Below are 24,923 nucleotides of genomic sequence, written 5' to 3' on the forward strand. Positions count from 1 at the left end.
GCTCATGGCGATCTTCGTCGCCGCGTCGATCCTGCACCGCGGATGACGGCCGACGCGCCCGGGGTCGGCCGCCGCACCCAGTCCGAGATCTTCCGGGCGGGCGTCTCGGGCATCCGGCCGCGGATCCCCACCCGCTGGGATGCGCTCGTCGAGCAGGCGCGGCGCCGACTCCCGGACGACGCGTGGGCCTACCTCGCCGGCTCGAGCGGCACCGAGGCGACCGCGGCCGCCAACGCGGCCGCGTTCGACCGCTACCGGATCGTGCCCCGGATGCTCGTCGACACCACCGGCCGCGACCTCTCGATCGAGCTTCTCGGCACGCGTCTGCCGACGCCGCTGGTGATCGCACCGGTGGGCGTGCTCGAGCTCGCGCACCGCGACGCGGATCTCGCCATCGCGCGCGCCGCGGCGGGGTTCGGCATCCCGACGGTGCTGTCGAATCAGGCGTCGATCCCGATGGAGCGCGTGGCCGCGGACCCGGAGCGGACGCGGCGCGGCGGTGGGCCGCTGTGGTTCCAGCTCTACTGGTCGAGCTCCGACGAGCTCGTCGAGAGCCTCGTGCACCGCGCCGAGGCGATCGGCGCGACCGCGCTCGTCGTGACGCTCGACACGACCCAGCTCGGGTGGCGCCCCCGCGATCTCGACCGCGCCTTCCTGCCGTTCATCCGCGGCATGGGCATCGCGCAGTACACGAGCGACCCGGTCTTTCAGCGGCTGTCCCGCGACCGGCCGCCGTCGACCGAGAGCACGCGCATCACGCCGTCCGCGATCCGCACGCTGCTCGGGCTCCGACGCCGCCGCGTCGCCCCCGCGACGTCCAGACCTTCCTCGACGTCTTCTCCCGCTCCGACCTCACCTGGACGCACCTGGCGTGGCTGCGTTCGATCACCACGTTGCCGATCCTGCTCAAGGGGATCCAGCATCCGGATGACGCCCGCCGAGCCCTCGACGCCGGCGTCGACGGCGTCTGGGTCTCCAACCACGCCGGCCGCCAGGTCGACGGTGCGATCGCCTCCTCGACGCCCTGCCGCTCGTGGCCGATGCGATCGGCGGATCGGCGCCCATCGTCTTCGACAGCGGGGTGCGCGGCGGCGCCGACGTGCTGCGCGCGCTGGCGCTCGGGGCCACGGCCGTCGCCGTCGCGCATCCGTGGATCTACGGCCTCGCCATCGCCGGCGAGGAGGGCGCCCGCGAGGCCCTTCGCAACGTGCTCGCCGAGTTCGATCTGACTCTCGGGTTGAGCGGCCACCGGTCCCCCGCCGAGCTGGACCGCGACAGCCTCGCGATCACTCCACCAGGAGGCGATGCGCCGTCCCCGCATCGATGACGAGGTCGGTCACGAATCGCCCGGCCAGCGCCCCGCGGATGCTCGGCAGCTTCGACTCCCCCGAGACGACGCAGACCCGCCGCGGCACCCGGCGCAGCTCCTCCGGCTCCGGGCCGGTCGCGCGCTCGTTGAGCGGGATGCCGTCCGTGCTCCCGTCCTCGCGGTAGAAGACCGTCGCGATGTCGCCCACGACGCCGTGGTTCTGCAGCGACCGCAGCTCGTCGTCGTCGAGGTACCCGGCCGTGTACACGTGGCTCGGCAACGTGCCGCCGGGGGCCCCGAGCCCGAACAGGGCGACGTCGATCCGCCGCTGCATGTCGAGCACGCGGCGCACGCTCCGCTCCTCCACATCGCCGCCTTCGCCTCCGCGTGATCGAAGAACGCGGGCACCGGGAACTGCTGCACCACCGCGCCGAAGGCGTCGGCGAAGCGCTGCAGGATCTCGCTCGCGTAGATGATGCCCGTCGTGTGCGGGTTGCCCGCGCCGTTGAGCTGCACGATCTGCGCATTGTGGGTCGGCTTCTCGACCAGGTGCCGGCTCACGGCGCTCATCGTCGCGCCCCAGGCGATGCCCATCGCCATGTTCGAGTCCATGTACTGGCCGATGATCCGCGCGGTGTACAGGGCCACCCGTTCTCGGCGATCCACGTCGGAGGTGTCGTCCGGCATCGGCACGACGTGCACGACCACCCCGTACCGGCGGCGCAGCTCGCGCTCCAGCCGGCTCGGCATGTCCTGTGGCGACCGCACCCGGATCTCGACCAGCCCGGTGTCCCGAGCGGAGGAGAGCAGGCGCGACACCGACGATCGCGAGACGCCGAGCTCGTGCGCGATGGCATCCATGGTGAGGTCCTGCTGGTAGTAGAGGCGCGCCGCCGTCAGCGCGTCGCGGGTTCGGGCGTCCGCCGCTTGGTCGAGAGTCACGGCACCATTCTGCACATATGTGCACGCCCCTCGGCAGAAACGTGCGCGGGGAGCGAGACTGGGGTGGATCACCCGAACGGAGCAGCATGCCGCGCACCACCTCCACCCCCGTCCCGCGTCCGCAGGTCGACGCGCTGACCTCGCGGCCCACGGCCGACGTGGTGGTGATCGGCGGGGGCATCAACGGGATCGCGACGTTCCGCGACCTGGCGCTGCAGGGGGTGGATGTCGTGCTCGTCGAGCGCGGCGACTGGGCGTCGGGCGCATCGTCCGCCTCCTCGCACATGATCCACGGCGGCGTGCGCTACCTCGAGAACGGCGAGTTCCGGCTCGTGCGCGAGGCCGTGCAGGAGCGCAACCGGCTGTTGCGCAACGCACGGCACTACGTGCATCCGCTGCCGACGACCATCCCGATCTTCTCCACCTTCTCCGGCCTGCTGGCCGCGCCGCTGCGCTTCCTCACCCACCGGCAGCGTTCGACGCGCGAGCGCGGCGCGTTGCTCATCAAGCTCGGTCTCACGATCTACGACGGGTTCTCGCGCGACGGCGGCACCCAGCCACGCCACCGCTTCCTCGGCCGCCGCAAGGCGCTCGCCGAGATGCCGGAGCTGAACCCGGACCTCAAGTACACGGCCACCTACTTCGACGCGTCGATGCACGACCCGGAGCGCCTCGCGCTCGACGTACTGCTCGACGGGATCGCCGCCGGCGGGCGCGCCGCCAACTACGTCGAGGCGATCGGCGCATCCGCCGACGGCGCCGGCATCCGGGTGCGCGACCTCGCCGATGGCGCCGAGTTCGACCTCGCCGCCCGCGTCGTCGTCAACGCCTCGGGACCGTGGACCGACCTCACCAACGACGCCCTCGGCCGACCGACCCGGTACATGGGCGGCACCAAGGGCTCGCACATCGTGCTCAACCACGCCGAGCTCCTGGCGGCGACCCACGGACGCGAGCTGTTCTTCGAGAACGACGACGGCCGGATCGTGCTCATCTACCCGCTCAAGGGCCGGGTCATGGTCGGCACGACCGACATCGACGCCGACCCGCGCGAGCCCGCGGTGTGCACCGAGGAGGAGGTCGACTACTTCTTCGGTCTCGTGCACCACGTGCTGCCGGGCATCCGCCTCGATCGCTCGCAGATCGTCTACAAGTTCGCCGGCATCCGGCCCCTGCCGCACCACGACGACGAGGCGCCCGGCTTCGTCTCGCGGGACTACCGCATCGAGCCGACCGAACTCGGTGGCGGCCGGCTGCTGCTGAGCCTCGTCGGCGGCAAGTGGACGACCTTCCGCGCCCTCGGCGCGCACATGGCCGACCTGGTGCTCGACCGGCTCGGGATGCCGCGGCGCACCGGCACCGAGAATCTCGCGATCGGCGGAGGCGCCGGCTTCCCGGCCGCCGACGGCGCCCGGGATACCTGGATCGCCGAGCACGCGGGTCGTGTCGATGCGCGCCGCGCCGGCCGGCTGCTCGCCCGCTACGGCACGCGGGCGGTCGACGTCATGGCCGCGCTCGGCGACGACGACGTCATGCTGGCCCACCTCGAGGGGTACTCGCGCGACGAGGTGCGCCACGTCGCCCGAACGGAGCACGTGGTGCATCTCGGCGACCTCGTCTACCGCCGCACCAGCGCGGCCTTCGCGGGGGTCGTCACCGCCGATCTTCTCGACGAGCTCGCGGAGATCGCGGGCGACGCGCTCGGCTGGTCCCGGCAGCGCCGTGCGCGCGAGGTGGCCGAGGCGACCGCCGACCTCGCCGCGCGGCACGACGTGACGCTCGCGGGTGCGCCCGCCCGGGCGGACTGACCCGCCTCAGGCGCCGGCGGCCGCCAGCCAGGCGTCGAGCTTGGCCGTCGCGGCACCGGAGTCGATCGCCTCGGCGGCCACCGCGATCTGCTCGCGGAAGCGCTCCCGGATGTCGCGCTCGCCGTCGAGGTGATCGTGGGCGAGCCGCCACGCGATCAGCCCGGCGGCGGCGTTCAGCAGCACGATGTCCCGCACCGCACCGTGATCGCCCGCCAGCGCCCGGCGCACGATCGCGGCGTTGTGCGCCGCGTCCCCGCCGCGTAGATCGTCGAGCGACGCGCGCGGCAGCCCGACGTCGGCCGGGTCGAGGTCGTGCTCGGTGACCGAGCCCCGCGAGACCTCCCACAGGTGGCTGTGCCCGGTCGTCGACAGCTCGTCGAGCCCGTCGTCGCCGCGGAACACGAGCGCCGTGGCACCACGGGTCTGGAAGACGCCCACGACGAGGGGCACCTTGTCGAGCGCGGCCACACCGACCGCCGAGGCCTCCGGGCGCGCGGGGTTGCACAGCGGCCCGAGGAAGTTGAAGACGGTCGGGATGCCGAGCTCGGCCCGCGTGGGGCCCGCGTTCTTGAACCCCGGGTGGAAGAACGACGCGAACGCGAAGGTGATGCCGACCTCGTCGAGCACCCGCGCCACGCGTTCCGGATCCAGCTGCATGTCGAGCCCCAGCGCGGCGAGCACGTCCGACGATCCGGATGCCGAGGACGCCGCGCGGTTCCCGTGCTTCACGACCCGCGCGCCGGCCGCCGCGGCGACGATCGCGGCCATCGTCGAGACGTTGACGGTCCCCAAGCGGTCGCCCCCGGTGCCGACGATGTCGAGCGCCATCGGGTCGACATCCAGTGGGAGCGCGTGCGCCAGCACGGCGTCGCGGAAGCCCACGATCTCATCCACCGTCTCGCCCTTGGCGCGCAGCGCCACGAGCAGGCCCGACAGCTGCGACGGCGTCGCGCGACCCGCCATGACCTCCTCCATCGCCCAGGAGGCCTCGGCGATCGAGAGGTCGGCACCGGCGAGCAACTGGGTGAGGATGGCCGGCCAGGCCAGTTCGGTGGGCATGGCCACGATGTTATTGGCCCGACATCGCTCTGCGGCCCCCGGCGAGGCGAATGGCCCTCAGGGGTGATCGCATCGGCCATAATGGACAACGTGAGTTCGACGTCGTTGGCCCCCTCGAGCGCCCCGGTCATCAACCGGCCCAACGTCACGCAGGTGGGCGTCATCGTCTGGCTCGGCAGCGAGGTCATGTTCTTCGCCGGCCTGTTCGCGATCTACTTCACGCTCCGGTCGACGTCCCCCGGGCTGTGGGAGCACCAGACGGCCAAGCTCGAGGTGCCGTATGCGCTCGTCAACACGCTGATCCTGGTCGCCTCGTCATTCACCTGCCAGGCGGGCGTCTTCGCCGCCGAGCGGTTGCAGGCCCGCCGCACCGGATCCGTGCTCCAGTTCTGGAAGTGGGGCACGGTCGAGTGGTTCTACCTGACATTCGCCATGGGCGCGGTCTTCGTCACCGGTCAGGTGTTCGAGTACGCGAACCTCGTCACCGAGCACGTCGACTTCACCGGTGACTCCTACGGGTCGGCCTTCTACCTGACCACCGGGTTCCACGCGATGCACGTGACGGGCGGCCTCATCGCCTTCCTGCTCACGATCGGCCGGATCTTCGCGGTCAAGAACTTCACGCACAAGGAGGCGACCACCGCCATCGTCGTGTCGTACTACTGGCACTTCGTCGACGTGGTGTGGATCGGCCTGTTCCTCGTGATCTACGTCCTCAAGTAACCCGCATGGCCCGCAGATCGGATTCATCCCGCACCATGGCGACCTCCGTACCCACCTCCTCTCGGCGCAAGACCGGGCGGCGCTCGCCGCTGGCCTCGGTCGCCCTGCTGCTGATCGGCCTGCTCGCGACGGGCGGCGCCTACGCGGCGTTCACGACGAGCGCGAGCGCGTCGACTCCCGCTTCCGAGCAGGCGCAGGTGTCGGAGGGCAAGAAGCTGTTCGAAGCGAACTGCGCCACCTGCCACGGCCTCGGAGCGGTCGGCACGGCGGGGGTCGCGCCCAGCCTCGTCGGCGTCGGCCCCGCGGCCGTCGACTTCCAGGTCGGCACCGGCCGGATGCCGATGGCGGCCTCGGGCCCCCAGGCCGAGCAGAAGCCGACCCAGTTCACCAACACGCAGATCGCCGCGCTGGCCGCGTACGTCGGCTCGCTCGCCCCCGGGCCCGCGATCCCCTCGGCCGACAGCCTCAAGGGCGGGAACGTGTCCACGGGCGCGGAGCTCTTCCGCGTGAACTGCGCGATGTGCCACAACGTCGCCGGCGCCGGCGGCGCCCTCACCGAGGGCAAGTACGCGCCGCCGCTCACGGGCGTGACCGCCAAGCACGTGTACGAGGCCATGGTCACGGGGCCGCAGAACATGCCCGTGTTCAACAACCTCAATATCACCCCCAAGGACAAGGCGGCGATCGTCGCCTACCTGCAGTACCTCGACAGCCACCCCTCGCCGGGCGGCCTGGACCTCGGCAACCTCGGTCCGGTGTCGGAGGGCCTGTTCGTCTGGATCTTCGCACTCGGCGCGATCGTCGTGGTCACCATCTGGCTGACCGCGAAGCCGAACTAGCGGCTCGGAAGGAATCGACACAGCACATGGCAGATCACGGGACCCCCGGAACCGCCGTCGAGCGCCACGAGGAGCCGACGATGCCGGTCGGCACCGCCGTCGTCCTCCCGGACTCCGAGCAGATCCAGAACCCCGGCTTCCCGCCGTACCGGCCGCGGGTCAGCGACCTCGACCCGAAGAAGGCCCGGTCGAACGAGCGCCGGATCGCGCTGCTCTTCGCGGCGTCGATGGTCGGCAGCGTGTTCGCGATCGTCGCGTACATCGTCTTCCCGATCAACGCGAACGACCCGGGCTCCATCCGGCTCAACAACCTCTTCCTCGGCCTCGGCATCGCGCTGTCGCTGCTCGGCATCGGCATCGCCGCGGTGCATTGGTCGAAGGCGCTCATGGAGGGTCACGACCTCTCCGAGGAGCGGCACATGACCCGGGGCTCGGAGGCCACGCGCGCGTCGGCGGCCGAGGTGTTCCATCTCGGCAACAAGGAGTCCGGCTTCACCCGCCGCAAGCTCGTGCGCAACACGCTCATCGCGTCGCTCGCGCTCTGGCCGCTGCCCGGCATCATCATCTTCCGCGACCTGGGACCGGCCGATCAGGATGCCAACGACGTCCTGCGCCACACCATGTGGAAGGCAGGGACCCGGCTCACGAAGGACCCGAACGGGGTGCCGATCAAGGCATCGGACGTCACGCTCGGCTCGGTCTTCCACGTGATCCCGGAGGGTCTCGACGACCGCGAGGACGCGCTGGAGCAGAAGGCCAAGGCCGCCGTCCTCCTCATGCGCCTGAAGCCCGAGGACCTGCACGTCTCGAAGGGCCGTGAGAACTGGAACTACCACGGCATCGTCGCGTACTCGAAGATCTGCACCCACGTCGGATGCCCGGTGGCCCTGTACGAGCAGCAGACGCATCACCTGCTGTGCCCGTGCCACCAATCGCAGTTCGACATCACCCACGAGGCCGAGGTCATCTTCGGCCCCGCCAAGCGGCCCCTGCCGCAACTTCCCATCACGGTCGACAGCGAAGGGTACCTGGTCGCGCGCAGCGACTTCCACGAGCCCGTCGGCCCCAGCTTCTGGGAGCGTGACCACACGTGAGCGTCGACACCACCGCGCCGTCCGCGGCACCGGCGACCGTCGAGGACGACCAGCTGCCCCCGGCCGCGGCATGCGGGTGACCAACTGGGCGGCCAACTACATCGACGAGCGCACCGGCATGTCCGGCCTCGTCAAAGAGCTCGGGCGCAAGATCTTCCCGGACCACTGGTCGTACATGCTCGGCGAGGTCGCGCTGTACAGCTTCATCGTCATCCTGCTCTCCGGCACGTTCCTGACGTTCTTCTTCCAGGCGTCGATGGCGGAGACCGTCTACCACGGCTCGTACGCGCCGCTCGAGGGCATCAAGATGTCGTCCGCGCTGTCGTCGACGCTGCACATCAGCTTCGACGTCCGTGGCGGGCTGCTGCTGCGCCAGATCCACCACTGGGCGGCGCTGCTGTTCGTGGCCTCGATCGGCCTGCACATGCTGCGCATCTTCTTCACGGGCGCGTTCCGCAAGCCGCGTGAGATCAACTGGATCGTCGGCTTCACGCTCTTCGTCCTGGCCATGGCCGAGGGCTTCACCGGGTACTCGCTGCCCGACGACCTGCTCTCGGGCAACGGCCTCCGCATCATCTACGGGATGGTCGAGGGCGTGCCGGTGGTCGGCACCTGGATCGACTTCCTGCTGTTCGGCGGCGAGTTCCCGGGCGACGCCATCGTCGGACGCCTCTACACGCTGCACATCCTGCTGCTGCCGGCGGCGGTGGTGGCGGCCATCGGCATCCACCTCGTGCTGCTCGTCGTCAACAAGCACACGCAGTTCGCCGGGCCGGGCCGGACCGAGAAGAACGTGGTCGGCGTGCCGATCATGCCGGTGTTCGCGGCGAAGGCCGGCGGATTCTTCTTCATCGTCTTCGGCGTCATCGCGGTCGTCGCGGCGACGGTCACGATCAACCCGATCTGGGACTACGGGCCCTACGACCCCTCCCCGATCTCGGCCGGCACGCAGCCGGACTGGTACATCGGCTTCGCCGACGGCGCCCTGCGTCTCGTGCCGCCGGGCTGGGAGTTCATGATCGGCCCCTACACGGTGTCGCTCAACATCCTGATCCCGATCATCGTGCTGGTCATGTTCCTCGTCGTCGTCGGCGCCTACCCGTTCTTCGAGGCGTGGATCACCGGTGACCAGCGCGAGCACCACATGACCGACCGTCCGCGCAACGCCCCGGTCCGCACGGCGATCGGCGCGGCCGGCGTCACGTTCTACGCGGCGCTCTGGGCGGCAGCGAGCTCCGACATCCTCGCGACGCACTTCAAGATGTCCGTGGAGTGGGTGACGCACATCATCCAGTTCGCGCTCATCGTGGGCCCGTTCATCGCGTACTTCCTCGCGAAGCGCATCTGCCTCGGCCTGCAGAAGAAGGACCGCGAGATCGCGCTGCACGGTTTCGAGTCCGGCCGTATCGTGCGCCTGCCCGGCGGCGAGTACATCGAGGTGCACCGACAGCTCTCCGAGTACGAGCGCTGGCGCCTGCTCACCTACGACGACTATCAGCCGCTCATGCTGCGCCCGAACGAGCGCGGCCGGATCACGAACGCCGCACGGCTGCGTGCCCGGATGTCGCGTTGGTTCTTCGAGGACCGGATCGCTCCCGTCACCAAGGGCGAGCTCGAGGCGTCGCACCAGCACGGCGGACACTAGCCCGCACCGTTGGTCGACTCGTCGCGAAGCGACGTATCGAGACCTCCCCTCGGAGGAGAGGAGGTCTCGATACGCGCCCGCCGCGCTACTCGACCCGCTCGCGCAGCTCCGCGTCGTCGGCGACGAACAGCAGGTCGCGACCCCGGTTGACCTCACGCACCCAGTCGCGGAAGGCGTCGCTGCGCGCGACGTACACCGAGACATCGCCGAGGATCACCAACCGGCGCCGGTAGTTGGCGAACTTCTGCGCCACCTCACCGGCCACGCCGCTCGAGAGCCGGAAGAAGTCGGGGTCCAGGCGCGCGACCGGCACCACGATCGTCTCCGCGCCACCCGGCACGAAAGTCGTGGCGATGAGGTCCATCGCGTCGTCCGCGGTGCGCAGGAGGGGACCGTCGAGCTCGAGCCGCAGGATCACTCCCCCACCGTACGATGCTGCAGGGCCGGTGACGTGCGGCGAGCCTGACCCTGCCGGTCGCTCAGGCCGCGTCGTAGGCCATGCCCATGGCCTCCCGCACCTCGGCGAGAGTGGCCTCTGCCAGCTCGTTCGCCCGGGCGTTGCCGCGGCGCAGGACGGCGGTCACCAGCGCCGGATCTTTCGCGAACTCGCGCCGGCGTGCCCGGTGCTCGGCCAGGAACGCGGTCACCACGTCGATCGTGAGCGACTTCAGGGCACCGCTGCCGCCGTCGCCGACCGTCTCCGCGACCTCGGCAGGTGTCGATCCGATGCACAGGGCCGCCGTGGAGAGCAGCCCCGCGACGCCGGGACGGGATACCGGGTCGTAGGCGATGCGCCGCTCGCCGTCGGTCACCGTGCGGCGGATGACGGCCGCCGTCTCGTCGTCGCTCAGCCCCAGTGCGATCGCGTTGCCGTAGCTCTTGGACATCTTGCGTCCGTCGAGCCCCGGGATCTCCGGCGTGTCGGTGAGGAGGGCGTCCGGCTCGGGAAAGACCGGGCCGTACCGCTGCGTGAAGCGCCGGGCGATGGTGCGCGTGAGCTCGACGTGCGGGAGGTTGTCCTTGCCGACGGGCACGAGATTGCCCTTGCAGAAGAGGATGTCGGCCGCCTGGTGCACGGGGTAGGTGAGCATGAGCCCACTCAGCGCGCGTCCCGACGCCGCATGCTCGGCCTTCACCGTGGGGTTGCGGTGCAGCTCCGCCTCGGTCACCAGGCTGAGAAACGGCAGCAGCAGCTGGTTCAACGCCGGCACGGCGGAATGGGTGAAGATCGTGGTTCGTTCCGGGTCGAGACCAGCGGCCAGGTAGTCGAGCACGGCGCCGCGCACGTGCTCCCGGACGTTCGCGGCCACATCGCGGTCGGTGATGACCTGGTAGTCGGCCAGGATCACGAACGTGTCGACACCGAGCTCCTGCAGTCGCACGCGCTCGCGGATCGTGCCCAGGTAGTGCCCGAGGTGCAGCGCTCCGGTCGGTCGCTCCCCGGTCAGCACCCGGAACGCGCTCGGATCGGCGACGATGCGCCGTTCGAGCTCCGGCATGCGCGCCACGGTGGCGGCGAATGAATCCATCGGTCGGTCCCCTCTTGAGATCGAAGGGCCGCACGGACGTCGCTTCCGTGACGATCACGGGCTGCCGGGCAGCCCGCGGACATGCGTCACTCGGCTGCTATCGCAGCCACCACCACGCGGAGCGGGTCGAACGCATCATGCGTCGACACTATCGTCTCGAGAGCGCCGGTCTCAGGCGAAAAGCCGGCGCATGTACTCCGCGCTCTCATGGAACCCGAGCCGGTCGTAGAAGCCCCCGGCACGGCGGCTCGCGACGGTCAGCTGCGTCACACCGCGTCGCTCGCACTCGGCTTCGACCGCACGCACGAGCGCCGTGCCCAGATCACGTCCCCGCGCCTTCTGATCGACGACGATCTCCTGCAGCTGAGCGGACGGACCGTTCGTCGACAGCAGCGGCACCACCGTCATGAGGGCGTAGCCGAGCACGCCCTCCGGCTCCTCGGCCACGAGCAGCACGACGGTCGGCTGCTCGCCCGCGAGATACGACGCGATCGTCGCCTCGAAAGCGTCCCGCTTCGGCGGGAAGGCATGTCCGAGCTGCGTGACGAGCTCGAAGACCGCGTCCTCGTCCCCCGGCTGCGCGGCGCGGATCATCAGCGTGCGAAGTTGTTGCGGTAGTACTCGTAGTTCCAGCCGACGATCGCGATCGCCGCCAGCGGACCGCCGAAGAACGACACCCAGGTGCCGATCGCGAGACCGAGGAAGACGAGCGTCAGACCGAGGCCGAGCGTGAACGGCCACCAGCTCCACGGGCTGAACTGGCCCATCTCGGGGTCGCCGTCGTCGACGTTCGCATCGGGGCGGTCCTGCGGCACATCGCCGCCCTGCGCGGAGCGAGTGCGCCCGATGTAGAAGGCGAGGAAGAACGAGAGCACGCCGGTCAGCGCCATGCCGACCAGACCCACCCACTCCGGCTTGCCCGTGTCGATGATCGACCACAGGACGTAGGCGATGTCGGCCGCCCAGAAGAAGGCGCCCAGGATCCAGAACAGGTTGGAGTTGGCGCGCACGCTACTTCACCTCGCCCTTCGCGGCGTCGATCACGGGGGCATCCGGTGCGTCGGCCGGCCCGGGCCCGATGCCGACCGGTACGCCCGCCTCAGGGTGGTGCAGGTCGAACGCCGGCGACTCGGACCGGATCCGCGGGATCGACGAGAAGTTGTGCCGCGGCGGCGGGCACGACGTCGCCCACTCCAGCGAACGCGCATTGCCCCACGGGTCGTCCACGTTGACCTTCGGCGCCCGGCGGGCCGTGACCCACACGTTCAGCAGGAACGGGAGCATGGAGATGCCGAGGATCACGGCGCCCACGGTCGACAGCTCGTTCATCCACACCACACCCGGGTCGGGCTGGTAGTTCGCGTACCGGCGCGGCATGCCGAGCACGCCGAGCCAGTGCTGGATGAGGAACGTGGTGTGGAACCCGATGAACAGCAGCCAGAAGTGGATCTTGCCCAGGCGCTCGTTCAGCATCTTGCCGGTCCACTTGGGCCACCAGAAGTAGAAGCCCGAGAACATCGCGAACACCACCGTGCCGAACACCACGTAGTGGAAGTGCGCCACCACGAAGTAGGTGTCCGAGAGCGGGAAGTCCAACGGCGGCGACGCCAGGATCACGCCCGTGAGGCCACCGAAGGTGAACGTCACGAGGAATCCGATCGCCCAGATCATGGGCGTCTCGAACGTGACGGAGCCGCGCCACATCGTGCCGATCCAGTTGAAGATCTTCACGCCCGTCGGCACCGCGATCAGCATCGTCATGAGCGAGAAGAACGGCAGCAGCACCGACCCGGTCACGTACATGTGGTGCGCCCACACCGTCACGGACAGGGCCGCGATCGAGATCGTCGCGTAGATCAGGGTCTTGTACCCGAAGATCGGCTTGCGACTGAAGACCGGGAACACCTCGCTCACGATGCCGAAGAACGGCAGCGCGATGATGTAGACCTCCGGATGCCCGAAGAACCAGAACAGGTGCTGCCAGAGGATGGCTCCCCCGTTGGCCGGGTCGTACAGGTGGGCGTCGAACACGCGATCCGCCCCGAGTGCGAACAGCGCCGCGGCGAGCACCGGGAACGCGATCAGCACGAGGATCGAGGTGATCATGACGTTCCAGCTCATGATCGGCATCCGGAACATGGTCATGCCCGGCGCCCGCATCGTGATGATCGTCGTGATGAAGTTGACGGCGCCGAGGATCGTGCCGAAACCGCTCATCGCCAGGCCGAAGACCCACAGGTTGCCGCCGAGGCCCGGCGTGAACGTCGTGTCGCTGAGCGGCGCGTAGGCGGTCCACCCGAAGGCCGCCGCCCCCTGCGGGGTGAAGAAGCCGCCGACCGCGATGAGCGAGCCGAAGAAGTAGAGCCAATAGGCCAGCGCGTTCAGCCGCGGGAACGCGACATCCGGAGCACCGATCTGCAACGGCATCGCGACGTTCGCGAACCCGGCGAACAGCGGCGTCGCGAACATCAGCAGCATGATCGTGCCGTGCATCGTGAAGAGCTGGTTGTACTGCTCGTTCGACTGCACGACATCCAGGCCCGGCGTGAACAGCTCCGCGCGGATGACCAGCGCAAGCACCCCACCGACGCAGAAGTAGACGAACGACGTGATCAGGTAGAGGTACCCGATCGTCTTGTGGTCGGTCGTGGTGATCCACTTGATGAAGATGTTGCCCTTGCGTTCGACCTTCGAGCCGCCGACCGTCTGCGTCTGGGTCGGCGTGAAGGTCGCGGGCCCCGCCGTCGTCGTCATGATCCCGATCCTTCGTTCTGGACGCGGCCGGATGTTCCCGGCAGGTTGGTGTCCGTGTTGTAGTCCGAGCCCAGGCGCCCGGTCTGCCCTGCGTCACGCAGCTTCTGCATCTGCGCGTCGAACTCGCTCTGCGAGACGACCTTGACCTGGAAGAGCATGTCGGCGTGATACTCGCCGCAGAGCTCCGCGCACTTGCCCTGATAGGTGCCGGTCTTCGTCGGGATGAAGTACATGTGGTTGGTCTGACCCGGGATCAGATCCTTCTTGTACAGGAAGTCGATGATCCAGAACGAGTGCGCGACATCCCGCGACTCCTCGTCGATCTGGATCCGCTTGTTGACGGGCAGGTACAGGGTCGGCAGCTTCGACATGTCGAGGCTCCCGTCCTTGTTCAGCCGGGCGGTCGCCTGCACCCCCGGCGAGTAGGTCTTCTCGTCGAGGTAGTTGAAGTCCCACGACCAGCGCTTGCCGAAGACCTCGATCTTCTGGTCGGGGTGGCCCGGGTTCGCCTCGATCTGCGCCTGGTCGCGCGCGGTGAAGGCGAAGAAGCCGATCACCAGGATCAGCGGCACGATCGTGTAGAAGATCTCGATCGGCAGGTTGTAGCGCAGCTGGACGGGGAGGCCGGTCTGGCCCTTGCGGCGGCGGTAGACGACGATCGCCCAGATCAGCAGGCCCCAGGTGAGAAGGCCGACACCCAGCAGCACGATCCACGAGGTGACCCAGAGGTCGGTCACCATCGCCGTGTGGTTGGTGGTGTTGCGGTCCCCGGGGAGGAACCCGTTCAGCTGCTGCTGCGTGCACCCCGCGAGCACCAGCGCTCCGGCTCCGAGGATGGGGAGCAGAGCCCAACGGGCAAGGCGCGAACGCCCGATCTGACGACGGCTGCTGCGCACTCGAGACCTCTCGGACGTCGGGATGATTCGCTTGCCAGTCTATAACGGCGAGGGCCCCGACCTTCCCGGTCGGGGGCCCTCTTGCGCGTCGCGCCGCGCGGATCGGCTCAGTGGAACGAATCGCCGCAGGCGCAGCTGCCGCTCGCGTTGGGGTTGTCGATCGTGAAGCCCTGCTTCTGGATCGAATCCTCGAAGTCGATCGAGGCTCCGTCGAGGTACGGCGCGCTCATCGGGTCGACCACGACCTCGACACCGTCGAAGTCGCGCGTCGCGTCGCCCTCGAGCAGACGCTCGTCGAAGTAGAGCTGGTAGATCAGGCCGGAGCAGCCGCCGGGCTGGACGGCGACGCGCAGGCGCAGATCGTCGCGGCCCTCCTGCTCGAGCAGGCTGCGCACCTTGTCGGCGGCGACGTCGGAGAGGGCGACGCCATGCGTCGCCTCGCTGGTGAGCGCGGTGTCGGTCATGGCTCGATGGTACGCGCGTCGAGCCGGGAGAGCAGGAAGGCCTCCGCGAGGATCGCCCGCTGCAGGCTCGGCAGGTGCACCGACTCGTTGGGGCTGTGCGCGCGACTGTCGGGATCCTCGACTCCCGTGATGAGGATCTGCGCCCGCGGGAAGTGCCGAACCAGGTCGGCGGTGAACGGGATCGAGCCGCCGGAGCCCATGAGCACGGGCTCCACGCCGTCCCACGCCTCGCGCAGAGCCGCCTGCTCCGCCTCGACCGCCCACCCGTCGACCGGCGCGAGGAACGCCTGGCCGAGATCGACGTCCGGGTCGAAGTCGAGCCGTGCGCCGAACGGTGCGTGCGCGACCAGGTGCTCGCGCAGGATGCGCTCGAACTCGTGGGCGTCCTGCCCGGGCGCGACCCGGGCCGCGATGCGGACCCGCACGCTCGGGATCAGGGTGTTCGACGCGTTGAGGACGCTCGGCGCGTCGATGCCGGTCACGGTGATCGACGGCTGGAACCACTCGCGGCTGAGGATCGTGCCCCGGCCGATCGGCGACGTCCCCTCCGGCAGACCGGACTCCTCGCGGAGCTTCGCCTCGTCGTAGCCGGGCGTCGGCGCGTCGTGGGTGGTGAGCCCCTGAACCGCGACGGCGCCCTCGTCGTCCCACAGAGTCGCGAGCAGCTTCGACGCCGCGAGCATCGCATCCGGGATCGCGCCGCCGAACATGCCGGAGTGCACCGCGTGCCCGAGGGTGGTGATCCGGAGATTGAAGGCGACCATGCCCCGGAGCGCGACGTTGATCGCGGGGGTGTCGACATCCCAGTTGCCGCCGTCGGCGACGACGATGACGTCGGCCGCGATCCGGTCGTGGAAGCGGTCCAGGAAGCTGGGGAGGGACCGGGAGCCGAACTCCTCCTCCCCTCCGCGTACAGCACGATGCCCACCTGCGGGTCGACGCCCGCCGCGATCAGCGCTCGGATCGCCGCGATGTGCGCCGTCACGCCCGCCTTGTCGTCCGCGGCCCCGCGACCCGCGAGCCGGTCGCCGCGGAGCGTGGGCTCGTACGGCTTCGTCTCCCAGTCGGCATCGTCACCGGGCGGCTGCACGTCGTGATGGGCGTAGAGCAGAACCGTCGGCCGGCCGTTGCGCGACGGCCGGGTGGCGAGCACGGCGGGGAGGCCGTCCTGCTCCTTGCCCGGGATCGGCGCGCGGACGATCTCGACCGACTCGAACACGCCGGTGGCGCGGGCCAGCTCCGCCACGGCGTCGGCACTGCGCTGCACCTGTTCGGGGTCGAATCCGTCCCAGGAGACGGAGGGAATGCGCACGAGACGCGTGAGGTCGGCGACGGCGGCCGGGAATCCGGCCTCCACCGCCTCGCGCAGCTCGGCCGATCGGGGGTGGTGTCGGTCATGCGGGTATCCTAGGGACCCGAAGAATCAGAGGACTTCCCGTGGCCAAGACCCCGACTCCCCGCACAGCGACGACACCGAGGTCGTCAACGGCAAGGGCGCGCGACCCCGACCCGCAAGCAGCGCGAGGCGGCGAACAAGCGCCCCCTCGTGCCGAGCGACCGCCGCCAGGCGGCTCGGATGTCGAAGGACCAGATCGCGGCGCAGCGCGAGCGCGCCCGGGTCGGCATGGCGGCCGGCCAGGAGCAGTACCTGCCCCAGCGCGACCGCGGTCCGCAGAAGCGCTACACCCGCGACTTCGTCGACGCCCGATGGAGCGTCGGCGAGGTGCTCCTCCCGCTTCTGGCCCTCGTCATCGTCAGCTACTTCTTCCCGACGATCGCCCAGTACGCGCTCTTCGGCGTCTGGATCGTCATCGCGATCGTCGTGATCGACGGCATCGTGATCGGGTTCCAGCTGCGGAAGCGGCTGTCGGCCAAGTTCGGCACGGTCGAGCGCGGCGTCCGCTGGTACGCGTTCATGCGCGCCATCCAGTTGCGACCGATGCGGATGCCCAAGGCGCAGGTCAGGCGCGGGCAGTACCCGTCCTGAGGCGCAGACCGCGGTTGATCCGGCGGGCCCAGAACGGACCCTCGTAGAGGAACGCCGTGTAGCCCTGCACGAGGGTGGCCCCGGCGTCGAGGCGTGCGCGCACGTCGGCCGCGGTCTCCACGCCGCCGACGGAGATGATGCACAGCTCGTCCGGCACCGCGGTGCGCAGCAGCCGCAGGAGCTCGAGAGAGCGGGGAGCCACCGGGGTCCCGACAGCCCGCCGGCTCCCGCCCGCTCGACGACCAGCGGGTCCGTGCGGAGCCCGTCGCGTGCCAGCGTCGTGTTGGTCGCCACGATGCCCGCGAGGTGCAGTCGCACGACCAGGGCGGCGATCCGCTTCGCCTGCTCGTCGGTGACGTCGGGTGCGATCTTGACCAGGACCGGCACTCCCCGCGCCTCGCCCTGCACGGCCTCGAGCAGCGGCGCCAGACGGTCGAGCTCCTGCAGGCCGCGCAGGCCCGGGGTGTTGGGCGAGCTCACGTTGACGACCAGGTAGTCGGCGTGCGGCGCGAGCACGCGGGTGCTCGCGCGGTAGTCGTCGATCGCGTCGTCGACCTCGACCACCCGGCTCTTGCCGATGTTGACGCCGATCACCGGCCGCGCCCGCCGCGCACGCTCGCGGACAAGACGCGGCGCGACCTCCTCGGCGCCGTCGTTGTTGAAGCCCATGCGGTTGATGAGGGCCCGGTCGGGCATCAGCCGGAACAGCCGGGGCCGGGGATTGCCGGGCTGGGCGCGCGCGGTCACCGTGCCGATCTCGACGTGGCCGAAGCCGAGAACACCCAGGCCCCGGATCGCGCGGGCCTCCTTGTCGAATCCGGCCGCCACCCCGAAGGGCGACGCGAACTCGAGGCCGAGGGTGCGCACCGCGAGCGAGGCGGCGGGCCGGGTGAGCGGGCGGAGCGCGAACGCCAGCACCGGCAGCATCCGGATGACGAGGTAGCCGAGGCGGTGGGCGCTCTCCGCGTCGAGACGCGCGAGGACGAGCCGGAACAGGACGCGGTACATGCCGACGCCAGGCTATCGGGTGCTATTCGGCGTCGGCGTCCGCCTCGGCCGAGGCCGCGTCGTGCTCCACCCGCAGGAGCGTGATGGCCGCCTCGAAGTCGTCGAGCGACTCGAATCCCTGGTACACGCTCGCGAACCGCAGGTAGGCGACCTCGTCGAGCTCGCGCAGCGGCGGCAGGATCGCCAGGCCGATGTCGTTCGCGTCGATCTGCGAGACGCCCGTCGCGCGGATCGACTCCTCGACGCGCTGCGCGAGCAGGGCGAGGTCCGCGTCGCTGACGGGCCGCCCCTGGCACGCCTTGCGCACGCCCGACACGATCTTCTCGCGGCTGAACGGCTCGACGATGCCGCTGCGCTTGATCACGCTGAGACTCGCGGTCTCGGTCGTCGAGAAGCGGCGCCCGCACTGCGGGCACTGCCGGCGACGGCGGATGGCGAGGCCGTCGTCCGAGGTGCGCGAGTCGATGACGCGGCTGTCGGGATAACGGCAGAAGGGGCAGAACATGGCCCCGCCAGGATAAGTCCCGCGGGTCCCCCGGCGCCGCAGTTCAGTCGAAGCGGCGGTCCACCGCGTCGCCGTGGGCCGGCAACTGCTCCGCGTCGCTGAGCGCCCGGATACCCCTCCGCACGGCCGCGAGCCCCGCCCGGTCGTATCGGATCACCTGCTGCGGGCGCAGGAACGCCGCCGCCGAGAGACCCGCGGAGAAGCGCGCCTGCCCGCCGGTCGGCAGCACGTGGTTGGACCCCGCGAGGTAGTCGCCGAGGCTGACCGGCGACGTCGCCCCGAGGAAGATCGCCCCGGCGTCGTGGATGAGCGCGAGCGTCCCGTCGGGATCCGCGGTCTGCAGCTCGAGGTGCTCCGGCGCGTAGGCGTCGCTGAACCGCGCCGCGCTCGGGATGTCGTCCACGAGGACGATGGCGGACTGCCGCCCGTCGAGGGCGGTTCTCGCGCGCTCGCGATGCACGGTCGCCCCGAGCTGGCGCTCGAGTTCCGCGACCACGGCCCGCGCCAGCTCCGGTGCATCGGTCACGAGCACCGCGGAGGCGAGTTCGTCGTGCTCCGCCTGGCTCAGCAGATCCGCGGCGACGAGCCGCGCGTCGGCGCCGGCGTCGGCGATCACGAGGATCTCCGTGGGACCGGCCTCGGCGTCGATGCCCACGACGCCGCGCACGACCCGTTTGGCGGCCGCGACGAAGACGTTGCCGGGACCGGTGACGAGGTCGACCGGCTCGAGGCCCAGCGCCGGCACGCCGTAGGCGAAGGCGCCGATCGCTCCGGCGCCGCCCATCGCGAAGACGCGGTCGACGCCGAGCAGGCCGGCCGCACCGAGGATCGTCGGGTGCACGGCCCCGCCGAATGCGGCCTGCGGCGGCGACGCGAGGGCGATCGCGTCCACGCCCGCCACCTGGGCGGGCACGACGTTCATGACGACGCTCGAGGCGAGGGCGGCCTTGCCACCGGGCACGTAGACGCCCACGCTGCCCACTGGTTGCCAGCGCTGCTCGACGACGGCGCCGTCGCCCAGCGGCGTCACGGTTGCCGAGGGCACCTGCGCCCGGCTCGCGAGCCGCACCCGGCGGATCGCCTCCTCGAGCGCGGCGCGCACGCCGGCATCCAGGCCCTCCACCGCGGCATCGATCGCGGCCGGGTCGACCCGCACCGCCGGCGGGCGCACACCGTCGAACCGTTCGGCCTGGTCGAGCAGGGCGGCCTCGCCGCGATCCCGCACGTCCGCGATGAGCGCCGCGGCCGCATCGGTGGCCGTCGTCACGTCGACCTGGGCACGAGGGACGAGGGCCGCGAGATCGGCACGGCCGGGTCGCGCGCCCCGCAGGTCGAGGGTCTGGATCATCGTCGTTCAGCGTATCGGCGCCTCCGATGGAGCGGTGCGCTCGTGTCAGCGCGCGGCCGGAGGGCGCGGGAGGATGGGGGGATGCAGGACCAGGAGGCCTTCCGCCTCGCCTTCCGCCGCCTCGCCGCCGGCGTCTCCGTCGTGACCGCCCTCGGCCCGGACGGCGCACCGGTCGGATTCACGGCGACCTCTCTCGCGTCGCTCGCCGCCGATCCCCCCATGGCGACCTTCAACATGGCGCGCGCCGCGAGCTCCTGGCACGCGGTCGAGCAGACCGAGCACGTGCTGGTGCACATCATGGGCGCCCGCAACCGGGCGGCGGCGCACACGATGTCGCTCGATGCGCAGCTGCGCTTCCGGGGACCGCACTGGGCGCCGGGGCCGCTCGGCATCCCGCAGCTGCGCGACGTGCCGGCCTGGATGCTGGGGCGCGTGATCGGACGATATCCCGTCGAGGAGAGCGCGGTCGTCGTCGTGCGCATCGAGGACGGCGGGCTCGGCGAACCCGACCAGCCGCTGCTGTACCACGAGCGCGACTACTGGCGACCCGGCGACCGGATCGACTAGCCCGGCTCAGGCGACGCAGTTGGGGCCGAGGAGCCGCTTGAGCTCGCCGTAGAGGTCGGCGGTGACCGAGACCGGGAACGGGATCTCGAACATCCGCGCGGACTCGCCGCGCACCAGCCGCAGCCGCACCTCGTTCTCGCCCGAATGCCGGATCAGCACGTCGTTCAGCGCGCTCACGACGTCGGTGGTCGCCCGCTGCTCGGGCACCGAGATCACGAGCGGGCCGGAACCGAGCGACTGCCCGGTGTCGGGGACGAACAGGCTCTGCGCGTGCAGGTTGAAGCCGTCGTCGCGCACGCTCACCCTGCCCTTGATGACGACGATCGCGTCTGCGACGAGCGACGGCGAGAACTCCTGGTAGGTCTTGCCGAGGAACATCACGGAGACCTCCCCGCCGAAGTCCTCGAGCTGGACGATGCCGTACGGGTTGCCGGACTGGCGCGCGGTGCGGTGCTGCACGCTGGTCAGCAGACCGGCGACCGTCACGACCTCGCCGTCCTCCGGCTCCCCTCCAGCAGCTCGCCGATCGAGACGCTCGCGTGCTTGGCGAGAGTCAGCTCCAGCCCGGCCAGCGGATGGTCGCTCACGTAGAGCCCGAGCATCTCGCGCTCGAACGCGAGCTTGTCGCGCTTGGCCCACTCGGGACGCTCGGGCACCCGCTCCACCGCGTGCTCGGGCTCGTCCCACAGCTGATCGAAGTCGAAGCCGACCTGGCCGTTGGCCTCGGCGCGCTTGTCGCTCACGGCGCTGTCGATGGCGCCCTCGTGGATCTCGATGAGCGCCCGGCGGGTGTCGCCGAGCGAGTCGAAGGCGCCGGCCTTGATGAGCGACTCGACCATGCGCTTGTTGAGGGCGCCGAGCGGCACCTTGCGCAGGAAGTCGTGGAAGCTCGTGAAGGAGCCCTTCTCCTGGCGCGCCGCCTTGATCTGATCGACGACGCCGAAGCCGACGTTGCGCACCGCGCCCATCCCGAACCGGATGTCCTCGCCGACGGCGGAGAAGTAGCCGATCGACTCGTTGACGTCGGGTGAGAGCACCTTGATGCCCATGCGGCGGCACTCGTTGAGGTACATCGCGAGCTTGTCGCGGGCGTCGCCGACGCTCGTCAGCAGCGCCGCCATGTACTCGGCCGGGTAGTGCGCCTTGAGGTAGGCGGTCCAGTAGCTGAGCACGCCGTACGCGGCCGAGTGGGCCTTGTTGAACGCGTAGTCCGAGAACGGCAGCAGGATGTCCCAGAGCGTCTTGATCGCCGTGGCGGAGTAGCCGTTGGCCTTCATGCCGTCGACGAAGCCCTGGTACTGCTTGTCGAGCTCCGACTTCTTCTTCTTGCCCATCGCGCGCCGCAGGATGTCGGCCTGGCCGAGCGAGAAGCCCGCCACCCGCTGCGCGATCGCCATGACCTGCTCCTGGTAGATGATCAGGCCGTAGCTGGTGTCGAGGATCTCGGCGAGCGAGTCCTTGAACTCCGGGTGGATCGGCGTGATCTCCTGCTGGCCGTTCTTGCGCAGGGCGTAGTTGATGTGCGAGTTCGCGCCCATCGGTCCCGGGCGGTACAGCGCGATGAGGGCGGAGATGTCCTCGAAGTTGTCGGGCTTCATGAGCCGCAGCAGCGACCGCATCGCCCCGCCGTCGAGCTGGAACACACCGAGCGTGTCGCCGCGGGACAGGAGCGCGTAGGCCTCGGGGTCGTCGAGCGCCAGCTCCTCGAGCACCGGACGGAATCCCCGGTTGGCCTGGATGTTGTCCAGCGCGTCGTCGACGATCGTGAGGTTGCGCAGCCCGAGGAAGTCCATCTTGATGAGACCGAGGGCCTCGGATGCCGGGTAGTCGAACTGCGTGACGATCTGGCCGTCCTGCTCCCGCTTCATGATCGGGATGATGTCGATGAGCGGTTCGCTCGACATGATGACGCCGGCGGCGTGCACGCCCCACTGGCGCTTGAGCCCCTCGAGGCCGCGGGCGGCCTCGAAGACGGTCTTGGCCTCCGGGTCTGTCTCGATGATCGTGCGGAGGTCGCCGGCCTCCTTGTAGCGCTCGTGCGCGGGGTCGACGACGCCGGTGAGCGACATGTCCTTGCCCATCACCGGCGGCGGCATCGCCTTGGTGAGCTTCTCACCCATGCCGAACGGGAACCCGAGCACGCGCCCCGCGTCCTTGAGCGCCTGCTTCGCCTTGATCGTGCCGTAGGTCACGATCTGCGCGACGCGCTCCTCGCCGTACTTCTCGGTCACGTACCGGATGACCTCGCCGCGCCGGCGCTCGTCGAAGTCCACGTCGAAGTCGGGCATCGACACGCGATCGGGGTTGAGGAACCGCTCGAAGATGAGCCCGTGCTGCAGCGGGTCGAGGTCGGTGATCCGCATCGCGTAGGCGGCCATCGACCCGGCGCCCGACCCGCGGCCCGGCCCGACCCGGATGCCGTGGTCCTTCGACCAGTTGATGAAGTCGGCGACCACGAGGAAGTAGCCGGGGAACCCCATCTGGGTGATGACGCCCACCTCGTACTCGGCCTGCGTGCGCACCTCGTCCGGGATGCCGTTCGGGTAGCGCACGTGGAGGCCCTTCTCGACCTCCTTGACGAACCAGCTCTCCTCGGTCTCGCCCGCCGGCACCGGATAGCGGGGCATGTAGTTCGCACTCGTGTTGAACTCGACCTCGCAGCGCTCGGCGATCGCGACCGTGTTGTCGCACGCCTCGGGGATGTCGCGGAAGATCTCGCGCATCTCCTGCGGCGACTTGATGTAGTAGCCGTTGCCCTCGAGCTTGAAGCGGTTCGGATCGGCCATGGTCGACCCGGACTGCACGCACAGCAGCATCTCGTGCGCCCCCGCGTCGGCCGCGCGGGTGTAGTGGGAGTCGTTGGTCGCCACGAGCGGCAGGTCGAGCTTGCGCGCGATCGACAGCAGGTCGTCGGCGACCCGCTTCTCGAGCCCGAGACCGTGGCGCATCACCTCGACGAAGAAGTTGCCGGCCCCGAAGATGTCGCGGTAGTCGGCGGCGGCCTGGAGCGCCAGATCGAACTGGCCCAGCCGCAGCCGGGTCTGCACCTCGCCGGACGGGCATCCGGTCGTCGCGATGAGCCCCTTCGCGTAGCGCTGGAGCAGCTCGCGGTCCATCCGCGCCTTGAAGTACTGCCCCTCGATCGACGCGAGCGACGACAGCCGGAACAGGTTGTGCATGCCCTCGGTCGACTCGGCCCACATCGTCATGTGCGTGTACGCGCCGCCGCCGGAGACGTCGTCCTCGCCGCCGTTGCCCCAGCGGATGCGCGTCTTGTCGCGGCGGGAGGAGTCGCCGGGCGCGAGGTAGGCCTCGGTGCCGATGATCGGCTTGAGACCCGCGTTCCTGGCCTGGTTCCAGAAGTCGAAGGCGCCGAAGTTGTTGCCGTGGTCGGTGATCGCGACGGCGTTCATGCCGAGCTCGGAGACGGCGCCCATGAGGTCGCCGACCCGCGCCGCGCCGTCGAGCATCGAGTACTCGGTGTGCACGTGCAGATGAACGAAATCCGACGACGCCACCTAGCGAGACTAATCCGCCCGGAGGACGTCGAGGGCGTGTTGCAGGTCTGCCGGGTAGCGTGTCTCGAACTCGACGGGCTCCCCGGTGCCCGGATGCCGGAATCCGAGACGCACCGCGTGCAGCCACTGCCGCTCGAGCCCCACCCGCGCGGCCAGCGTCGGGTCGGCTCCGTAGAGCAGGTCGCCCACGCATGGGTGACGCTGCGCGGCCATGTGCACCCGGATCTGGTGGGTGCGTCCGGTCTCGAGGTGGATCTCCAGCAGCGTCGCCGAGCGCTCCGCCTCGAGGGTGTCGTAGTGGGTGACGCTCGGTTTGCCGTCGGCTGTGACCGCGAACTTCCAGCTCGCCGAGGGATGCCGCCCGATGGGCGCGTCGATCGTCCCGCGGAAGGGGTCGGGGTGCCCCTGCACGACGGCGTGGTAGATCTTGTCGACCGTCCGGTCGTGGAAGGCGCGCTTCAGCTCCGTGTACGCCCGCTCGCTCTTCGCGACCACCATGAGGCCGCTCGTGCCGACGTCGAGCCGGTGCACGATGCCGGCCCGCTCCGCAGCACCCGAGGTGCTGATCCGGAATCCGGCTGCCGCCAGGGCGCCGAGCACCGTCGGGCCGTCCCAGCCGACCGCGGGGTGGGCCGCGACGCCGACGGGCTTGTCGATGACCACGATGTCGTCGTCGTCGTGGACGATCGCGAAGTCGGGCACGAGCTGCGGAACGACGGACGGCTCCTCGCGCGGCGTCCACTCGATCTCGAGCCAGCCGTCTCGAAGCCGATCGGACTTGCCGAGCGGCTGTCCGTCGAGCGTCGCTCCCCCGGCGTCGATCACCTGCACCGCGAAGCTGCGCGAGAAGCCGAGGAGCCGCGACAGGGCGGCATCGGCGCGCTCGCCGAAGAGTCCGTCGGGCACCGGCAGGGTGCGGCGCTCCACG

18 protein-coding genes and 6 pseudogenes are annotated in these 24,923 nt (G+C 70.1%); 9 read left to right on the forward strand and 15 right to left on the reverse strand.

Annotation, left to right across the window (positions count from 1 at the left end):
* Nucleotides 1–42: 42 nt before the first annotated feature.
* Together QQK35_RS00720 and QQK35_RS00725 are read left to right on the forward strand one after the other, a co-directional pair.
* Nucleotides 43–600 (forward strand): annotated as a pseudogene (locus QQK35_RS00720) (alpha-hydroxy-acid oxidizing protein); the annotation flags it as partial.
* A gap of 23 nt (nucleotides 601–623) precedes the next feature.
* A pseudogene (locus tag QQK35_RS00725) lies at nucleotides 624–1,327 on the forward strand (alpha-hydroxy-acid oxidizing protein).
* On the opposite strand, the pseudogene QQK35_RS00730 reads toward QQK35_RS00725, so the two are convergent.
* Nucleotides 1,287–2,170: pseudogene (locus QQK35_RS00730) on the reverse strand (sugar-binding transcriptional regulator). The pseudogenes QQK35_RS00725 and QQK35_RS00730 overlap by 41 nt on opposite strands.
* Nucleotides 2,171–2,337: 167 nt before the next feature.
* On the opposite strand from QQK35_RS00730, the gene QQK35_RS00735 reads away from it, so the two are divergent.
* Nucleotides 2,338–4,059, forward strand: coding sequence for a glycerol-3-phosphate dehydrogenase/oxidase (locus tag QQK35_RS00735; RefSeq protein ID WP_284252094.1), 1,722 nt, complete (start codon nucleotides 2,338–2,340; stop codon nucleotides 4,057–4,059).
* A gap of 6 nt (nucleotides 4,060–4,065) precedes the next feature.
* Here the strand turns inward: QQK35_RS00735 and trpD are convergent, their stop codons facing one another.
* Nucleotides 4,066–5,118: an anthranilate phosphoribosyltransferase gene (gene trpD, locus QQK35_RS00740; RefSeq protein WP_284252096.1), complete on the reverse strand. Its 1,053-nt coding sequence runs from the start codon at nucleotides 5,116–5,118 to the stop codon at nucleotides 4,066–4,068.
* 81 nt (nucleotides 5,119–5,199) lie between these two features.
* On the opposite strand from trpD, the gene ctaE reads away from it, so the two are divergent.
* The 4 genes from ctaE to qcrB all read left to right on the forward strand — a co-directional run bounded on the left by ctaE (nucleotide 5,200) and on the right by qcrB (nucleotide 9,419).
* Nucleotides 5,200–5,841, forward strand: coding sequence for an aa3-type cytochrome oxidase subunit III (gene ctaE / locus QQK35_RS00745; RefSeq protein WP_284252098.1), 642 nt, complete (start codon nucleotides 5,200–5,202; stop codon nucleotides 5,839–5,841).
* A gap of 35 nt (nucleotides 5,842–5,876) precedes the next feature.
* The gene (gene qcrC / locus QQK35_RS00750) at nucleotides 5,877–6,680 is read left to right on the forward strand and encodes a cytochrome bc1 complex diheme cytochrome c subunit (protein WP_284252099.1); all 804 of its coding nucleotides are present in this window, start codon (nucleotides 5,877–5,879) and stop codon (nucleotides 6,678–6,680) included.
* 80 nt (nucleotides 6,681–6,760) lie between these two features.
* Nucleotides 6,761–7,774 carry a cytochrome bc1 complex Rieske iron-sulfur subunit gene (gene qcrA / locus QQK35_RS00755; protein ID WP_284252101.1) on the forward strand — a complete coding sequence of 338 codons (1,014 nt, stop codon included), beginning with the start codon at nucleotides 6,761–6,763 and terminating at the stop codon, nucleotides 7,772–7,774.
* 70 nt (nucleotides 7,775–7,844) lie between these two features.
* Nucleotides 7,845–9,419: a cytochrome bc1 complex cytochrome b subunit gene (gene qcrB, locus QQK35_RS00760; RefSeq protein WP_344203674.1), complete on the forward strand. Its 1,575-nt coding sequence runs from the start codon at nucleotides 7,845–7,847 to the stop codon at nucleotides 9,417–9,419.
* A gap of 85 nt (nucleotides 9,420–9,504) precedes the next feature.
* Here the strand turns inward: qcrB and QQK35_RS00765 are convergent, their stop codons facing one another.
* The 8 genes and pseudogenes from QQK35_RS00765 to QQK35_RS00800 form a co-directional block, all read right to left on the reverse strand.
* Complete coding sequence (locus tag QQK35_RS00765; RefSeq protein WP_284252103.1) at nucleotides 9,505–9,837, reverse strand: DUF4180 domain-containing protein; 333 nt, start codon at nucleotides 9,835–9,837, stop codon at nucleotides 9,505–9,507.
* 61 nt (nucleotides 9,838–9,898) lie between these two features.
* Complete coding sequence (trpS, locus tag QQK35_RS00770) at nucleotides 9,899–10,948, reverse strand: tryptophan--tRNA ligase (RefSeq protein ID WP_284252105.1); 1,050 nt, start codon at nucleotides 10,946–10,948, stop codon at nucleotides 9,899–9,901.
* A 171-nt stretch (nucleotides 10,949–11,119) separates the two neighbouring features.
* Nucleotides 11,120–11,542, reverse strand: coding sequence for a GNAT family N-acetyltransferase (locus QQK35_RS00775; protein WP_284252107.1), 423 nt, complete (start codon nucleotides 11,540–11,542; stop codon nucleotides 11,120–11,122).
* Nucleotides 11,542–11,958, reverse strand: coding sequence for a cytochrome c oxidase subunit 4 (locus tag QQK35_RS00780; protein ID WP_284252109.1), 417 nt, complete (start codon nucleotides 11,956–11,958; stop codon nucleotides 11,542–11,544). The genes QQK35_RS00775 and QQK35_RS00780 overlap by 1 nt, the downstream gene beginning before the upstream one ends.
* Before the next feature lies 1 nt (nucleotide 11,959).
* Nucleotides 11,960–13,702 carry an aa3-type cytochrome oxidase subunit I gene (gene ctaD, locus QQK35_RS00785; RefSeq protein ID WP_284252112.1) on the reverse strand — a complete coding sequence of 581 codons (1,743 nt, stop codon included), beginning with the start codon at nucleotides 13,700–13,702 and terminating at the stop codon, nucleotides 11,960–11,962.
* Nucleotides 13,699–14,598: an aa3-type cytochrome oxidase subunit II gene (gene ctaC / locus QQK35_RS00790; protein WP_425565076.1), complete on the reverse strand. Its 900-nt coding sequence runs from the start codon at nucleotides 14,596–14,598 to the stop codon at nucleotides 13,699–13,701. The genes ctaD and ctaC overlap by 4 nt, the downstream gene beginning before the upstream one ends.
* A gap of 107 nt (nucleotides 14,599–14,705) precedes the next feature.
* Nucleotides 14,706–15,062, reverse strand: coding sequence for an iron-sulfur cluster insertion protein ErpA (erpA, locus tag QQK35_RS00795; protein ID WP_284252114.1), 357 nt, complete (start codon nucleotides 15,060–15,062; stop codon nucleotides 14,706–14,708).
* Nucleotides 15,059–16,431, reverse strand: a pseudogene (locus QQK35_RS00800) (M20/M25/M40 family metallo-hydrolase). The gene erpA and the pseudogene QQK35_RS00800 overlap by 4 nt, the downstream one beginning before the upstream one ends.
* 177 nt (nucleotides 16,432–16,608) lie before the next feature.
* Between QQK35_RS00800 and QQK35_RS00805 the strand changes: the two are divergent.
* Nucleotides 16,609–17,049 (forward strand): DUF3043 domain-containing protein, encoded by a 441-nt coding sequence (locus QQK35_RS00805; protein ID WP_284252116.1) that lies wholly within the window; start codon nucleotides 16,609–16,611, stop codon nucleotides 17,047–17,049.
* On the opposite strand, the pseudogene QQK35_RS00810 reads toward QQK35_RS00805, so the two are convergent.
* The 3 genes and pseudogenes from QQK35_RS00810 to hisD all read right to left on the reverse strand — a co-directional run bounded on the left by QQK35_RS00810 (nucleotide 17,024) and on the right by hisD (nucleotide 19,910).
* Nucleotides 17,024–18,057: pseudogene (locus tag QQK35_RS00810) on the reverse strand (quinone-dependent dihydroorotate dehydrogenase). The gene QQK35_RS00805 and the pseudogene QQK35_RS00810 sit on opposite strands and share 26 nt — an antisense overlap.
* Before the next feature lie 22 nt (nucleotides 18,058–18,079).
* Entirely contained in the window at nucleotides 18,080–18,562 is a 483-nt protein-coding gene (gene nrdR / locus QQK35_RS00815; RefSeq protein WP_284252118.1) for a transcriptional regulator NrdR, read from the reverse strand.
* A 43-nt stretch (nucleotides 18,563–18,605) separates the two neighbouring features.
* Nucleotides 18,606–19,910 (reverse strand): histidinol dehydrogenase, encoded by a 1,305-nt coding sequence (hisD, locus tag QQK35_RS00820; RefSeq protein ID WP_284252120.1) that lies wholly within the window; start codon nucleotides 19,908–19,910, stop codon nucleotides 18,606–18,608.
* Between the two features lie 81 nt (nucleotides 19,911–19,991).
* On the opposite strand from hisD, the gene QQK35_RS00825 reads away from it, so the two are divergent.
* A complete protein-coding gene (locus QQK35_RS00825) occupies nucleotides 19,992–20,477 on the forward strand; it encodes a flavin reductase family protein (protein ID WP_284252122.1) in 486 nt (161 codons plus the stop codon).
* Nucleotides 20,478–20,483: 6 nt separating this feature from the next.
* Here QQK35_RS00825 and dnaE read toward each other — a convergent pair.
* Both dnaE and QQK35_RS00835 read right to left on the reverse strand, forming a co-directional pair.
* Nucleotides 20,484–23,947: pseudogene (gene dnaE / locus QQK35_RS00830) on the reverse strand (DNA polymerase III subunit alpha).
* 57 nt (nucleotides 23,948–24,004) lie between these two features.
* Entirely contained in the window at nucleotides 24,005–24,922 is a 918-nt protein-coding gene (locus tag QQK35_RS00835; protein WP_284252124.1) for an RluA family pseudouridine synthase, read from the reverse strand.
* Between the last annotated feature and the right edge of the window lies 1 nt (nucleotide 24,923).

This window comes from Pseudolysinimonas kribbensis (genome assembly GCF_030161895.1).
Lineage (GTDB): Bacteria > Actinomycetota > Actinomycetes > Actinomycetales > Microbacteriaceae > Pseudolysinimonas > Pseudolysinimonas kribbensis.